The 14488-nt window shown below is 50.5% G+C and carries 15 protein-coding genes; 5 read left to right on the top strand and 10 right to left on the bottom strand.

The features are described 5' to 3' along the window. Both NT239_00425 and NT239_00420 read right to left on the bottom strand, forming a co-directional pair. Complete coding sequence (locus NT239_00425; protein XGA71341.1) at positions 1-585, bottom strand: hypothetical protein; 585 nt, start codon at positions 583-585, stop codon at positions 1-3. Positions 586-589: 4 nt separating this feature from the next. Beyond that, entirely contained in the window at positions 590-1285 is a 696-nt protein-coding gene (locus NT239_00420; GenBank protein XGA71340.1) for an ABC transporter permease, read from the bottom strand. Between the two features lie 171 nt (positions 1286-1456). Here NT239_00420 and trxB point away from each other — a divergent pair, with 171 nt between their 5' ends. Both trxB and NT239_00410 read left to right on the top strand, forming a co-directional pair. Next, positions 1457-2410, top strand: coding sequence for a thioredoxin-disulfide reductase (gene trxB / locus NT239_00415; GenBank protein XGA71339.1), 954 nt, complete (start codon positions 1457-1459; stop codon positions 2408-2410). Between the two features lie 305 nt (positions 2411-2715). Further along, positions 2716-2907 carry a hypothetical protein gene (locus NT239_00410; protein XGA71338.1) on the top strand — a complete coding sequence of 64 codons (192 nt, stop codon included), beginning with the start codon at positions 2716-2718 and terminating at the stop codon, positions 2905-2907. A gap of 32 nt (positions 2908-2939) precedes the next feature. On the opposite strand, the gene NT239_00405 is transcribed toward NT239_00410, so the two are convergent. The 5 genes from NT239_00405 to apaG form a co-directional block, all read right to left on the bottom strand. Further along, positions 2940-3563 carry an arylesterase gene (locus NT239_00405; GenBank protein ID XGA71337.1) on the bottom strand — a complete coding sequence of 208 codons (624 nt, stop codon included), beginning with the start codon at positions 3561-3563 and terminating at the stop codon, positions 2940-2942. A 3-nt stretch (positions 3564-3566) separates the two neighbouring features. After that, positions 3567-4937, bottom strand: a complete 1371-nt coding sequence (locus NT239_00400; GenBank protein ID XGA71336.1) for an L-serine ammonia-lyase — start codon at positions 4935-4937, stop codon at positions 3567-3569. Positions 4938-5051: 114 nt separating this feature from the next. Next, a complete protein-coding gene (locus NT239_00395) occupies positions 5052-6287 on the bottom strand; it encodes an amino acid permease (protein XGA71335.1) in 1236 nt (411 codons plus the stop codon). A 133-nt stretch (positions 6288-6420) separates the two neighbouring features. Continuing rightward, entirely contained in the window at positions 6421-8208 is a 1788-nt protein-coding gene (locus tag NT239_00390; protein ID XGA71334.1) for an ABC transporter ATP-binding protein/permease, read from the bottom strand. Then, a complete protein-coding gene (gene apaG / locus NT239_00385) occupies positions 8208-8585 on the bottom strand; it encodes a Co2+/Mg2+ efflux protein ApaG (protein ID XGA71333.1) in 378 nt (125 codons plus the stop codon). Before apaG ends, NT239_00390 begins: the two co-directional genes overlap by 1 nt. A gap of 142 nt (positions 8586-8727) precedes the next feature. Here apaG and rpe point away from each other — a divergent pair, with 142 nt between their 5' ends. From rpe to NT239_00370, 3 genes are all read left to right on the top strand, one after another. After that, the gene (gene rpe, locus NT239_00380; protein XGA71332.1) at positions 8728-9405 is read left to right on the top strand and encodes a ribulose-phosphate 3-epimerase; all 678 of its coding nucleotides are present in this window, start codon (positions 8728-8730) and stop codon (positions 9403-9405) included. Between the two features lie 8 nt (positions 9406-9413). Further along, positions 9414-9755 carry an arsenate reductase (glutaredoxin) gene (gene arsC / locus NT239_00375; protein XGA71331.1) on the top strand — a complete coding sequence of 114 codons (342 nt, stop codon included), beginning with the start codon at positions 9414-9416 and terminating at the stop codon, positions 9753-9755. Between the two features lie 63 nt (positions 9756-9818). Beyond that, on the top strand, positions 9819-10481 hold the full coding sequence (locus NT239_00370; GenBank protein ID XGA71330.1) for a phosphoglycolate phosphatase: 663 nt from the start codon (positions 9819-9821) through the stop codon (positions 10479-10481). A gap of 51 nt (positions 10482-10532) precedes the next feature. On the opposite strand, the gene astE is transcribed toward NT239_00370, so the two are convergent. From astE to astD, 3 genes are all read right to left on the bottom strand, one after another. Then, positions 10533-11540, bottom strand: coding sequence for a succinylglutamate desuccinylase (gene astE / locus NT239_00365; protein ID XGA71329.1), 1008 nt, complete (start codon positions 11538-11540; stop codon positions 10533-10535). A 123-nt stretch (positions 11541-11663) separates the two neighbouring features. After that, positions 11664-13031: an N-succinylarginine dihydrolase gene (gene astB / locus NT239_00360; GenBank protein ID XGA71328.1), complete on the bottom strand. Its 1368-nt coding sequence runs from the start codon at positions 13029-13031 to the stop codon at positions 11664-11666. Next, positions 13031-14488 carry a succinylglutamate-semialdehyde dehydrogenase gene (astD, locus tag NT239_00355; GenBank protein XGA71327.1) on the bottom strand — a complete coding sequence of 486 codons (1458 nt, stop codon included), beginning with the start codon at positions 14486-14488 and terminating at the stop codon, positions 13031-13033. The genes astB and astD overlap by 1 nt, the downstream gene beginning before the upstream one ends.

The following is a 14488-nucleotide window of genomic DNA, read 5'->3' as shown; positions in this document are numbered from 1 at the left end:
TTATTCACCAACAGCTAACACAGAAGAAAATTCAACAGGGGTATAACCGTCAGGAACATCACCCGTGGTCATTAGAAAGTAATACTGGGTCTCAGTATTTGCATCAAACAATTTTGCCAGCAAGGTTTCGCGCACTCTAGACTGATGCAGCCACGCAAGCCACTCACGATCCAAAATCAAAAAGCGCGGATGCTGCAACAAAGCCCGAAACAAGGCGGCCAAGCGGCGATGCGATGTATCCAGCTGAGCGGGCAACTGGGTTAACTGATGCATTAAAACATCATGCTGATATTCAAACGGCGACAATAAATCGTTTAAACGATGATCTAAGCTGGTCAAAGATTCACCCGAATGATACCAAGTCGGCAAAACGATATTTTCCCATACACGTAAATTACTCACAAAAACGGGCTTTGCCTCCAACACCCCAACCGCGCCCAAATCACGCGCATGAATACGCCGCGTCAGCTCATCAATGACAATGTCGCTAACATCTTCATCATCCAACACAAAAGCATAGCGACCAGGAGTTGCAAATGGATCAGGATTAAATTGCCAATTGGCAGCTTCGGAAAATTTCAACATTCGATTACCGCACAAAAGCCCAACATAAATCCAAGGCAAATAAGGCAAACAAGCCGCGCATCACAGCACGCGATGCTGCTCGGGGAATTTCAGTAGCACTTAACTGAACACTCAAGCCAGCTTGGCAGGCCAGCACACCACCAGCCAGGCCAAAGCTAGCCGCTTTAGCTAAACAAACAGCGATGTCGCCAACCTGCAAAATGCGATCCAACGCCAAAACCTGGTAGCTCGCATCCCAACCCGAAATCAGCAATACCCCCCCTAAAGTTGCGCCCAACGCCATGCATGCGGTTAACAATATGGATGAACTCATCATCCCGAGTACGCGAGGCAAAATCAGGTAACTGGTAATCGAAATATTCATCCGCTCCAATTCACGCACCTCACCGTTGATGCGCATACTCGCCAATTCAATCGCAATCGCAGAGGCCGAGCGCGCCATCACAATCAGCACTGTCAGCAATGGAGCCAACTCTGAAAACGTCAGCGAGCCAAGTAGGCGCATCGCGGTATCGCGGCTCTGCCCGTACTGGCCGTGCAATTGCGTCACAACAATACCGCCAAGCGCAAAGCCAATAAAAAACATGAGCCATGCAGCCTCATTGGCAGTGAAATAAACCTGCTTTAGATACACACGACGTACCGGTGCACGAGCAAAACCCGAAAAAGCATGTAAATAATGCCGCAGCCATCTTTTCAAAATGAAAATCCTACCCATCTAGACCAAAACCACATTGAAATCGGCTCGATAAAGCAATTTCATCGTCACGATAGCAACAAACGAATAGAACGTCACCGCACAAAGCTTTAAACTAGCGCGATTATTTGACTTCGCAACATTTGAAACGACTCTTATTCATAAGGAACGACCATGGCGACTCAACACCACCGTCTGCTGATTCTTGGCTCAGGCCCCGCGGGTTACACTGCCGCAGTTTACGCTGCGCGCGCAAACTTGAAACCAGTTTTGATCACAGGTATCGCACAAGGTGGTCAGTTGATGACCACCACGGATGTCGATAACTGGCCTGCCGATGCGGATGGAGTAATGGGCCCAGAATTGATGAGCCGTTTTCAAAAACACGCTGAGCGTTTTGGCACCGAAATGATCTTTGATCATATTCACACTACACACCTAAACGAGAAACCAATCCGTTTGGTCGGTGACTCGGGCGAATACACCTGCGATGCTTTGATTATTGCCACTGGCGCGTCAGCGCAATACTTGGGCCTACCATCGGAAGAAGAATTCGCAGGTCGCGGCGTTTCAGCGTGCGCAACGTGTGATGGTTTCTTCTACCGCGGCAAGCCCGTTGCGGTCGTTGGCGGTGGCAATACTGCAGTTGAAGAGGCGCTGTACTTGGCTAATATCGCCAGCCACGTAACGTTGATTCACCGCCGTGACACTTTCCGCTCAGAAAAAATCTTGATCGATCACCTGATGGAAAAAGTAGCAGAAGGCAAAATCACACTAGAGCTGAACCAAACTTTGGATGAAGTTCTGGGCGACGCTAGCGGCGTAACTGGCGCGCGCTTGAAACAATTTGGTGGTGATGCGACGAAAGAAATCAAAGTCGACGGCGTGTTTATCGCAATTGGCCACAAACCGAACACCGATATCTTCAAAGGCCAGCTCGATATGGATCAAACTGGCTACCTGATCACCAAAGGCGGCCGTGACGGCAATGCAACAGCGACCAGCGTACCAGGCGTATTTGCCGCCGGCGACGTGCAGGACCATATCTACCGCCAAGCCGTGACATCAGCTGCCAGCGGTTGCCAAGCCGCTCTTGACGCTGACCGTTACTTGGAAAGCCTGCGTTAATTTAAAGGTATACACCGCTAGACCATATCCAATATAGCCTAGCGACACATACCCAAAAGCCCATATTCGCCTTTGTGCAATATGGGCTTTTTTTATCTAAGCACTAACAACAGCAGCCATGCACACGATTGGTGCGCAGCAACACGCTGACCCCAAACTTTCCTCATTTTTGTTGCGTAGATTCAATATCGATAAAAAAATGATGTTCTGTCTTCAAATTGACATACATAATTGACATGCTATCTGAGCTGTACTCGGGGCTGAAATGCCAAGAATTACTGGTTTAACCTTTTAGAGGAATCACCATGTCTCTGCCGTCTACGTTCAAAACTTCACGTCAACGTCGCTCTTTAGAGGAAGCACAGCGAAATATGGAGATCGCTGTCATGGGCACGTATCGCAAACAATTTGAAACCAAACGCCAGATCCGCAATGCCTTAGCTGACTTAGCCGCAGAAAAGGCAGAACGGTCGCTCGATTACTTAGAGCAGGCATAACCAGTCATAGCCCAAGTTTAACTTGGGCTTTTTTATTGGCGCAAAGCGCCCAGATCAGCCAATTGATCGGCCAATTCATCAGCCAGCTGCCGATAGCCTGCAGCATTCGGATGCACCAAATCACTTTTTAACGATGATTTCGCCAATATTTGGGCGAGCGAGTCTTCATTTAGAGGAACTTGATAGGCCTCAGCCACTTCGTGATACAAGGCTGGCGTTTCTAGTCCCAAGCCCAGTTTGGGCACACCAATTAGCAACACCGGCAGATTTCTGCGCTTTAATTCGTCAAGCATCAAACCTAACTCAGCCTTGGTTTGCTCGGCAGGCAATTTCTGTAAAAAATCATTCCCACCCAAGCACAGCAGCACCAGCCGAGGCTTTACGTCATCGAGTGTGGCGCTAAATCGCTGCCGCGCTTGTGCCGCCGTCTCGCCTGGCACGCCAGCATTCACAATCTGCCAACCTGTTTTTTGCGCCAACACCGCCGGATACGATTGCGCATCATCGGCACCAACGCCGTAGGTGAGGCTATCACCAAACGCCAGCACGACACTATTAGCCGGCAACGGTTTAAAGGGCTTGTCACCACAGGCTGCTAAAAGCAGAACCGTCAGTACCAAAGCCAAGCAACGCACGCTTTCTTGAATAGACGGCATTGCTCAACACTCAGGTTGCGCCACGGTCAGCGCCAAACCGCCGAGCGACGTTTCTTTGTAACTATTTTTCATATCCAGACCTGTTCGGTACATGGTTTCGATCACTTTATCGAGACTGACCAAATGCTCGCCATCTTCAAGTAGTGCCAGTTGCGCAATTTTGATCGCTTTTTCTGCCGCAACGCCATTGCGCTCAACGCAGGGCACTTGCACTTGGCCGCCAACCGGATCACACGTCAACCCTAAATGATGCTCCATCGCAATTTCAGCGGCGTTTTCCACTTGCGCTAGCGTACCGCCCAGCACCGCACAATACGCACCAGCCGCCATCGAGCACGCGACTCCCACCTCGCCTTGGCAACCCACTTCAGCGCCAGAAATCGACGCGTTCATTTTATACAGCATGCCAATCGCTGCCGCGGTCAATAGAAAATCAACGACACCTTCATCGGATGCATTCGGGGCAAAATCGCGATAATACTGCAACACGGCGGGCACTATCCCCGCAGCACCATTGGTGGGTGCGGTAACAACCCGACCGCCGCTGGCATTTTCTTCGGATACCGCCATCGCATACAACATCGGCCACAGCATCACGTCGGCGCGGCCTTCCATATGCATCGCCTCCAGTCGGCGATACAAAGCGGGTGCACGGCGCTTAACGGCAAACGGGCCGGGCAAGCGCCCTTCATGCTTACACCCCTTGGCCACACACGCCTGCATTACTGCGGCTATTTCCAATAATTGCTGACGCACCGCGGCTTGATCTCGCTGCACACATTCGTTCGCCATGACCAATTGCGCCATCGTCAGGCCTTGACGTTGGCAGTGCGCAATTAATTGGGCGCTATTGTGAAAATCGTAGGGCACGGCCACTTCAGCGGGTTCACCCTGCTGATACCAGTGCTCTTCATCAACAATAAAGCCACCACCGACCGAAAAATAGGTTTTAGTCAGCAGTGATGATCCATCCGCGGCAAATGCTTTAATTCGCATTGCATTGGCGTGCTGCGGCAAAAATAAATGCTTATGTAATTGCACATCACGCGCCAAATCAAAATCCACTTCATGGCACGCAGCTAGGCGCAGTTTGGCACCTGCTCGCAATTGCTGCATACGGGGTAGCATTGTGTCTGGATCAATACCCTTTGGTGTATTGCTCTCTAAGCCAAGTAAAGCGGCATCCACCGTACCATGCCCCTCGCCAGTCAGAGCCAAAGAGCCATACAGCTCAACCTTAATTTGTGCCGTTTGGGGCAAAACACCTTGCTGAACAAGCAAATCAGCAAAACGACACGCCGCCAACATCGGTCCAACCGTATGTGAGCTCGATGGGCCGATGCCGATCTTAAATAAGTCAAAAACACTGAGCATAAAGGGCTCCACAATCAAAAAGAGCGCAGGATCGCTGCGCTCTGGCGCAACTTGCTTGAATAAAATCAAGTTGCGATGGCGATGCTTGTCAGTGAACAAGCGGCAAGGATTTATTTAAAGATAGCTAGCGACAAAATCACCGACAATACCGACTAACCCCATGACAAACACAAAGCTGGCAAAGCTAGAGCGATAAATCATCAAGCGTGGAACTCGCTTCATCAGCATCACTGGCATCAAATAAGCGTAAATCGCGATAATGGGCGCGGATAAAGCACCAATAATTTTTAAAATCGGTGGGTTAAAGACCGCCAAGAACCACAAACCAACCATCATGACGATGGTAATGATGCGATTCATTTTTTTGCGATCTAGTTGTGCTTCTTTTTCTGGATTATTCCAACTAAGCAGGCGAGTGCTAATCCCCATCAGACCTTCACGCGTACCGACAAAATGGCCAAAATACGAGCTCACAATCGCCAAAAAGGCAATCACAGGAATCAGATACTTCAGCACCGACTGCGATACTTGCAAGGAAATAGTCGTTAAAATATCAACATTATTGGCTTGCGCATGCTGCAGTACTTCGGGCGTACTCGACAACACCATCGAGAACACAAAAAACATCACAAAGACCAGCAGAATCAGCGACGTCCACTTAATAATGCCATCGGTACGTGCCACCGCTTGATCGGCAGAATATTGCTGACGATAGCTGGCTGCCAAGGTCGAACAAACTGGCGAGAAATTCATCGCAAACACCAAAACTGGAAACAACAGCAGCAGATTTTTCAGTACATCGCCCATTTCAAATGGCTGGATCAATATGCTGGTATTCCATTGTGGAATCATATACAGCGACAAGCCTGCCAACATGATTATCAATGGAAAAGTCATCAGCGAAGTCACTCGCACCATCACCTTTTCCCCCGCCAGCATCACCATGCTTAAACCGGCGAGCAACACAAAGGTCAGCACTGGGCGCGACACGCCCTCCAGGCCTAATTGGTTTTGCAAAAACGATTGCACAATATTGGTGACCCCCGTTGCGTAACCCACGCAAATGGTGACAATCGATAGAAAATACAACATCGAGACGGCAAAGCCGACATTACGGCCAAGGTCATGCTCAACAGCGCCAACAATATCAGTCGGCTTTGGACTGGAGGCCACCACGCGGGTAATACCTCGGTGCGCCAACATCGTTACGGGAAAAATCAGCAAGGTTAAAATCAGCAGCGGCCAAATCCCACCTAAACCTGCCCGTATCGGCAAAAACAAAATCCCCGCCCCTACCGCGGTTCCAAAGCAGGTTAAAACCCATTCCCAATCTTTGCGATTCAATTGCATCACTACACCTCAAGCCAGACTTCTATGCGATATGCCAATTAAATCGGTAAGCAAAAAAAATGGCTGTGTACTAATGCCACAGCCATTCAGAAATTTAGACAAACTTGATTATTTGCAAGCTTTATCACTGCATCTATTTTGCCTGCTCTTGCTCATCGTGTTGCTGCAAAGCCCACATCTGCGCATACACCGCATTCAGTTCGAGCAAACTACGATGCGTACCGCGCTCGACAATTTGGCCCTGCTGCATCACGACAATTTCATCGGCATCCGAAATCGTCGATAAGCGATGCGCCACAATCAAGGTTGTGCGATTGGCAGCGATGGCTTTCAGCTCAGCTTGAATGGCTTTTTCGGTTTGCGAGTCGAGCGCACTCGTTGCTTCATCAAAAATCAGAATCGGCGGGTTTTTGAGTACAGTTCGCGCAATCGCAACGCGCTGCTTTTCACCACCCGATAATTTCAAACCGCGCTCACCCACCGTCGTATCAAAGCCATCAGGCAATTGCATAATGAAATCGTAAATATGTGCCGATTTAGCCGCCTCGATGACTTCCTCACGCGTTGCACTCGGCTTGCCGTAGGCGATGTTGTAGTAAATCGTGTCGTTAAACAGCACGGTATCTTGCGGCACAATGCCGATTTGTGCGCGCAAACTACCCTGCGCCAAATCACGGATATCGTGACCATTAATCGTGATTTGACCTACGTTCACATCATAAAAACGGTACAACAGCCGCGACAAAGTCGACTTCCCCGCCCCGCTCGACCCCACCACTGCAACCGTTTTACCCGCAGGAATACGCAGGCTGATGTCGTGCAAAATGGGGCGGTTGCTGTCGTAGGCAAAATCAACATGGCTAAATTGCACATCGGCCGCATCCAAATTGACGACTTTAGCGTCGCTTTTGTCTTTCACTTCGGCATTGCGACCGAGCAGACCGAACATTTTTTCCATGTCCGCCAGCGAGTTTTTAATTTCGCGATAGACAAAGCCTAAGAAATTAAGCGGGCCGTATAGCTGCAATAAAAAGGCGTTCACCAACACCAAATCACCCAGCGTCATATTGCCCTGCACAACGCCATTGGCCGCCATGCCGACGAGCAAGGTCACACCCACGGCAATAATTGACGCTTGCCCGGCATTCAAAAATGACAGCGAGACTTGGTTTTTAACCGCAGCGCTTTCCCACTTGCTTAGGCTTTGATCGTAACGCTCAGCTTCCCAGCGCTCATTGCCAAAGTATTTCACGGTTTCATAATTGATCAGGCTATCAATCGCGCGGGTATTGGCTTTGGAATCAAGATCATTCATATCGCGGCGAAAGTGCATGCGCCACTCGGTCACGCCCAGCGTAAAGCCGATATACAAAGCGATCGTGCCAAAGGTCACTGCGGCAAAGCTCCAGTGATATTTTTGCAGCAAAATCGCTGCGACCAAGCCAATTTCGACCAAGGTCGGCAGGATATTAAACAGCGTGAAATTGAGTAAAAACGAAATCCCTTTGGTGCCGCGATCAATATCGCGGCTCATGCCACCAGTTTGGCGCTCTAGATGAAACCGCAGCGACAAGCGATGCAAATGCTCGAATACTTGCAACGCCACTTTGCGAATCGCTCCTTGCGTGACTTTGGCAAACACTGCATCACGCATTTCACCCAATACTGCCGAAGCTAAGCGCAGTGCGCCATAGCCCAAGATCAGCGTAACGGGCAGGGCCAGCGCCAAATCCTTGGCCGCCATTTGATCGACAATATCTTTAAGCACCAAAGGCACGGCGACATTGGCCAGCTTAGCCAACACCAACAGCGTTAAGGCTAGTATTACGCGACCTTTGTATTGCCACAGATACGGCAATAGCGTTCTAAGCGTTTTCCAGTTATTACCGCCTTCGTGGGGCGTCGTTGTAGCCGGGCGCATTAATGCAAAGTCCTTGGCATTGAGAGTACAAACTGCGCTATTTCAGCTTCAAATTCGGTGCCGTCAGCCGCAATCATCTGGTAGGTGCCACGCATGGTGCCCACCGGAGTATCGAGCGTTACCCCGCTGGTGTATTCATAGATTTCACCCGGCGCAAGTTCTGGATGCTCACCAACCACACCAAGGCCACGTACTTCCTGCGTTTTACCGCTGGCGTCTTCAATAATCCAATGACGCGCGATGAGTTTGGCGGTAATACTGCCCGCGTTCTCGATCGTGATTTGATAAGCAAAGGTGTATTGCTCGGCAGCTTCATCTGATTGCTCGGGCAAATAAAATGGGCGCGCAATCACGCGAATTTGGTAATGATGTTCCATACTCTTCCTTTTTTTTGATCTTATTGATGTGCGGTCATTAGGCTAAATACCAAGCATTAAACGACAATTTGTTACTAATCAGGATTCTTTGTTCAGGCCAAAGGCAAACTGGCATAATGTTAAAAACCATACGGAGCCCGAAATGACCTTCCGCATCGCACCGAGCATTTTATCTGCTGACTTTGCCCGCTTGGGTGAAGAAGTCAAAAACGTGATCGAAGCTGGCGCTGACATCATTCACTTTGATGTGATGGACAATCATTACGTCCCAAACTTAACCATAGGCCCCTTGGTGTGTGATGCCATCCGCCCGTGGACCGATGCGCCGATTGACGTGCACCTGATGGTCAAACCCGTTGATCGCATCATTCCTGATTTTGCCAAAGCCGGCGCGAATATTATTACCTTTCACCCAGAAGCGTCTGAGCACATTGATCGCTCTTTGGGTTTGATTCGCGATTCGGGCTGTAAAGCTGGCCTAGTATTTAACCCTGCCACGCCACTGCATTATTTGGATTATGTGATGGATAAAATCGATATGATTTTGCTGATGTCGGTCAACCCTGGCTACGGCGGTCAATCGTTTATTCCCGCCACCCTGGATAAAGCGCGCCAAGCTCGTGCGCTCATCGACGCCTACACGGCCAAAACGGGCCGTGAAATCTGGCTGGAAATCGACGGCGGCGTTAAAGTCGATAATATTGCGCAAATCGCCGCCGCCGGCATCGATACCTTTGTGGCAGGCTCGGCCATTTACAGCCAGCCTGATTACAAAGCGGTGATCGACCAAATGCGTGCTGAACTCGCCACCGTGAAATAAGGATATTTATGAAGCTACTGCACAACCCCCGTTGCAGCAAAAGCCGCGAAGCGCTCGCGGCTTTAGAAGACGCCGGCCACGCGCCTGAAGTATGGCGCTATTTGGATGAGCCACTGACCGAGCCACAAATCCGCGAATTACTAGCGCAACTAGGCATCGCACCGCTCGCACTCGTGCGCACCAAGGAAGAGCTATGGCGGGAGTTGAGTAGCGGCAAAACACTGAGCGACGATGACATCATTGCCTTGATGGTCAGCCACCCTAAACTGATTGAGCGCCCGATTTTGATTCACAATGGCAAAGCAGCGATTGGCCGTCCATTTGACAACATCTTGGCACTACTTAAATAAAAAGGGTATATTCAGCTAGGCCATATTGAAATTAGCTTAGAAACACATACCCACGGAATTAGCATGACCATTCAAGCCCTTGCCTTTGATTTAGACGGCACGCTCGTCGACTCGATTCATGACCTCGCCCGCGCTGCCAACGCAGCGCGTGCCGATTTAGGCCTTGCGCCGCTGGCGCAAGACACCGTTGAAAGCTACGTCGGCGACGGTGCAGCCAGCTTAGTGGCACGCGTGCTGGCCGACAGTATGGACGCGGAATTTGACGGTAGCGAATTACAGCAACAAGGCATGACGCAATTTAATCTGCATTACCGTGCAGGCTTAACGATTGCAACCAAGTTTTACCCCAAGGTGCAAGAAACCCTGCACGCACTGCACGAGCGTGGCTTTCCATTAGCCATCATCACCAATAAACCCGAGCGTTTCACCTTGCCGCTATTGCGTGAACTGGGTGTGTTTGAGCACTTTGACGTGATTGTCGCGGGCGATACACTACCCGAGCGCAAACCTTCGGCTTTGCCGCTGGCCTACACCGCCGAAAAACTTGGCGTTGCACCAGAAAACATGTTGATGGTCGGCGACTCGAAAAATGATATTTTAGCCGCACAAAACGCAGGTTGCCCGAATGTTTTAGTTAGCTATGGCTACGGTGCTGAATTGGAAAGTATGGGTGCCGACGCGATTATTCATCGCTTTGATGAGTTGTTTGGATTTTTAGACGAATAAATTTTCCAACCACGCTAACAAAAAGGCTTCCAATCGAGGAAGCCTTTTTTATTATTGCTCAGCTAAAAAATTTCTCGCAGGCACAATGACCAAACCCGCGCGCTGGCCAGGCGGCACGGCAGGGTTTGGGAAAATAATTCGGGCATCGTCTTCGCTAATCACAAACGGCACGCCCGCATCGACCGCCAAAGTCAGCCCCTTAGGCAAAGGTGTGAAATTATCCGTTTTGGCGTCGATGGCAAACTGAAAATCATCGCTGGTTTTCGGGATTTCGCGCGAGACGCGGAAAATTTGCACTTGTGGCGGGATCAAGTCAGGCTGCGGCAAATCGCCCTGAATCAGGCCACTGAGGTACGCATCCATTTTGCTCAGATCAATTCCACCATTTTGCCCAAACGGGCGGGCGCTGCCGAGCTCAATCGTAAAGGCATGCGCGTCGTATTTAAAATTGGACGAGTAGGAAAAAGTACTGGATTTGGTAGATTGCAATAACACCGTATCAACACCCGCCAAGCTCAAGCGCGCAATTTCTTGCGCACTAAAGCGGCAACCGGGCTTGGGCAGTGGGTAAATCGCAAACTTTTCAATCAAAGAACCATGAATCGCGGTGTGTAAATCATAGTGAAAACGCGGCGTGGTATTGTCGCCAAAAAAGCGGCCTACATGCATTTCCAACATCATGGCGCGGCGCTTCTCTACGCCATCATCCACATCGGGCGTACGATTAAATAAGCGATTCATATCTTCTTCAACAAAGCGCTTGCCCGTACGTAAGGCCGCCACATTGCCGAAAATAAATAGAATTCGTGATTTAACGCGCAGCTCTTGTTTTAAAATACGCTCAATCAATTGCTCAACTAATTCAACGGGTGCAGTTTCATTGCCATGAATACCGCACGACACCACCAAATCGAGCACCGAGGTTTTCGCATCGTGCGGTTCGAAGCGAATAACGCCTTCATCGAGCACCTGAACGCACATCCCATTCGGTAAGCAATATTGCAAACCCATTGATGTTTCGCCTGCAAGTGTCTTTTGTAAAAAACTGGTATTCGACATAGCTACCTCGTTGAAACTCGATCTAATCTAAGCCGATGAACGGCAAGCGCAACAGTTTAACAGCCTTCTAGCCGCTTAGGCTGCCAGAGCAATCTGCCAGCCCATTTCGTCGCATGCCACCAACTACTCATCGCTACCGTGGCGCTGGAAAGGATAAATCGAGCCCAAATGTAGAATATGAGTCAACTCATCGAGTGCGCCGCGCACCTCGTCGAGCAAATGCGGGTCGAGCAAATCGTTTTCATGCAAACGATCGCGATAATGGCGTTTTACCCAGCTCGTTAAATCAGCATACAGCTGATCATTCATCCACACCGCAGGATTGACCGCTGCCGCCTCACCCTCGCTCAAGGCCACACGCAGACGCAAGCAGGCTGGTCCGCCGCCGTTTTGCATGCTCTGCTTTAAATCGAACACCAACAACTCATCAATTGCACGATTATCATGAATCAAATGCTGCAAGTAGGCCCACACCGCTGGGGTATTAGCGCACTCCTCTGGCACCAACAAACGCTGCTTACCATTGGTCTTGGCGAGCAATTGGCTATTAAACAAGTAGGACTTCACCGCGTCTTCAACGCTCACCGCCGAGCTTGGCACTTCGATCAATTCAAAATTGGCGCCCACTTTTTGCTTAAGCTCAGCATAGACTTGCTGGGCATTTAAAAAGGCTTGATCGTGGCAGAACAGTACGTTTTGGTTGCCCACCGCAATCACGTCATTATGAAAAACACCGGCATCGATCACCGCTGGATTTTGCTGCGCATACACGGTGTGCGATGCACGCAAACCATGACGGCGCGCAACCGCTTGACTGGCTTCTAAAGTATGGCGAGCAGGAAAACGCTGTGGCTCAACAGTACCGCCCCAGTGTTGCCGCCCGTAGACGAAAAACTCGACCCCTTGACCTGCATAGTCTTTGCAAAAACGCGTGTGATTCGCTGCACCTTCGTCACCAAACGCAGCCATCATCGGCAACGCACCATGTACGCTGAAGTATTGCTCATTGCTGAAAATCGCCTTCAGCGTGCGCTCGGTTTGGCGATGCTCGATGGCGCGATGAAATTTATTTTGTAAATTAGCCACTGAAAAATGCACACGGCCATCGGCCGTATCGCCCGATGGGCTGACGGTTGCGGCATTGGCCGTCCACATTGATGAGGCCGAACACATTGCCGACAAATACCCTAGATTAGTATTGCCTACAGCAGCAATCAATTCATGATCGCTGCCCGTATACCCTAACTCACGCATCACCCAAGTTGCGGGGCGCTCTTGCGGTGGTAACACCCCTTGACGGTAGCCCATATCGGCCAAGGCCTTCATCTTTGCCAAGCCCTGCAAAGCCGCTTCTCGCGGATTGGCGACTAATTTTGCATTGCCCGTTGAAGCCACATTGCCGAATGAATGACCACCATAGTGGTGAGTTGGGCCAACCAAGCCGTCAAAATTAGCCTCAAAGCCAAATTGTTTATCGTTTTGCATACTCATCACAGTGTCATCCCTGGTGATAATTGGCTTGGGCAAGTCAATTGCTCCGCTTCAATCGACGCGACTGGATAGGCGCAATAATCGGCCGCGTAATATGCGCTGGCCCGATGATTACCAGACGCCCCAACTCCGCCGAATGGCGCAGCGCTCGAAGCACCGGTCAATGGCTTATTCCAATTCACGATGCCCGCCCGCGATTCGCGCCAGAAGCGTTCGTACTGCTCGCGTGAATCACTCAAAATACCCGCAGCCAAGCCAAAACGAGTGGCATTGGCCAAACTCATCGCGTCGTCAAACGACTGATAGCGCTGCACTTGCAATAGTGGACCAAAGTATTCGTCATCCGGCAGATTCGCGACCTGCGTCACATCCAAAATGCCCGGCGACAATAATGCAGTGCCAGCTTGTAGATTTTTCATTTCCAGCAAGCTCACCGCACCCGCGGCGAGCAAACGCTGCTGAGCCGCCAGCAAGTTTTGCGCGGCAGCAAGCGACACCACGCCGCCCATAAACGGTTGCGGTTCAGCATCCCACGCGCCCACTTGCAAAGCGGCGGCAACTTCAACCAAACGAACCAAGAAAGCATCGCCCCAAGCGCCTGCAGGCACCAATAAGCGGCGTGAGCAGGTGCAGCGCTGCCCCGCCGAAATAAACGCCGATTGGATCACATGATGTAAAGCCGCCTTGATATCGGCGACTTCTTCGACCAGCAACGGGTTATTACCGCCCATTTCCAAGGCGAGAATTTTCTCTGGCTGCCCGGCAAATTGTTGATGCAGTGCGTAACCTGTAGCGGCGCTGCCGGTAAAGTACAGACCGTCAATTTGTGCATGCGCCGCCAAAGCCACACCCGTTTCGCGCGCGCCTTGTACCACATTGAGCACGCCCGCTGGTAAACCAGCCGCCAACCACAATTCTGCGGTTTTTTGCGCGGTCATCGGTGCCAATTCTGATGGCTTGAATACAATGCAATTACCAGCAATCAAGGCCGGTACGATATGACCATTTGGTAAGTGACCGGGGAAGTTATACGGGCCAAACACGGCCACTACGCCATGTGGGCGATGGCGCAACACCGCCATGGCATCGCCTTGTGCGGCTTCTTTGGTGCCGGTGCGCTCCTCATAACTTTTGATTGAAATGTCGATCTTGTTAATCATCGTCGTCACTTCAGTCAACGCTTCCCAGCGCGGCTTACCCGTTTCCAAACCGATGGTTGCCGCCAAATCAGCCTGATTAGCTTTCAGCAATTCACCAAAATTGCGAATGATCGCAATGCGCGCGGCAACATCTAAATCACGCCAAGCTTTAAATGCTGAACGAGCACTGAGCACCGCAGCATCAACATCAGATACATTGGACGCTTGCCCTTGCCAGACAACTTGCTGGGTGACTGGATTATTCGATGTAAATTGGCTTGCTGAACCGGCTTGCCACTGGCCGTGGATTAAATTCAT

The sequence above is a fragment of the Chitinibacter sp. SCUT-21 genome, from assembly GCA_041874755.1.
Lineage (GTDB): Bacteria > Pseudomonadota > Gammaproteobacteria > Burkholderiales > Chitinibacteraceae > Chitinibacter.
The sequence above is the reverse complement of the archived record's forward strand: the minus strand, read 5'-3'. Positions and strand labels throughout refer to the sequence as shown.

Bases quoted from the DNA above. Each gene is read 5' to 3' on its own strand.
- astD (XGA71327.1), bottom strand. From the start codon at position 14,488: ATGAATTTAATCCACGGCCAGTGGCAAGCCGGTTCAGCAAGCCAATTT.
- NT239_00425 (XGA71341.1), bottom strand. From the start codon at position 585: ATGTTGAAATTTTCCGAAGCTGCCAATTGGCAATTTAATCCTGATCCA.
- trxB (XGA71339.1), top strand. From the start codon at position 1,457: ATGGCGACTCAACACCACCGTCTGCTGATTCTTGGCTCAGGCCCCGCG.
- NT239_00390 (XGA71334.1), bottom strand. From the start codon at position 8,208: ATGCGCCCGGCTACAACGACGCCCCACGAAGGCGGTAATAACTGGAAA.
- NT239_00395 (XGA71335.1), bottom strand. From the start codon at position 6,287: ATGCAATTGAATCGCAAAGATTGGGAATGGGTTTTAACCTGCTTTGGA.
- astB (XGA71328.1), bottom strand. From the start codon at position 13,031: ATGAGTATGCAAAACGATAAACAATTTGGCTTTGAGGCTAATTTTGAC.
- rpe (XGA71332.1), top strand. From the start codon at position 8,728: ATGACCTTCCGCATCGCACCGAGCATTTTATCTGCTGACTTTGCCCGC.
- NT239_00405 (XGA71337.1), bottom strand. From the start codon at position 3,563: ATGCCGTCTATTCAAGAAAGCGTGCGTTGCTTGGCTTTGGTACTGACG.
- NT239_00370 (XGA71330.1), top strand. From the start codon at position 9,819: ATGACCATTCAAGCCCTTGCCTTTGATTTAGACGGCACGCTCGTCGAC.
- NT239_00400 (XGA71336.1), bottom strand. From the start codon at position 4,937: ATGCTCAGTGTTTTTGACTTATTTAAGATCGGCATCGGCCCATCGAGC.
- astE (XGA71329.1), bottom strand. From the start codon at position 11,540: ATGTCGAATACCAGTTTTTTACAAAAGACACTTGCAGGCGAAACATCA.
- NT239_00410 (XGA71338.1), top strand. From the start codon at position 2,716: ATGTCTCTGCCGTCTACGTTCAAAACTTCACGTCAACGTCGCTCTTTA.
- apaG (XGA71333.1), bottom strand. From the start codon at position 8,585: ATGGAACATCATTACCAAATTCGCGTGATTGCGCGCCCATTTTATTTG.
- arsC (XGA71331.1), top strand. From the start codon at position 9,414: ATGAAGCTACTGCACAACCCCCGTTGCAGCAAAAGCCGCGAAGCGCTC.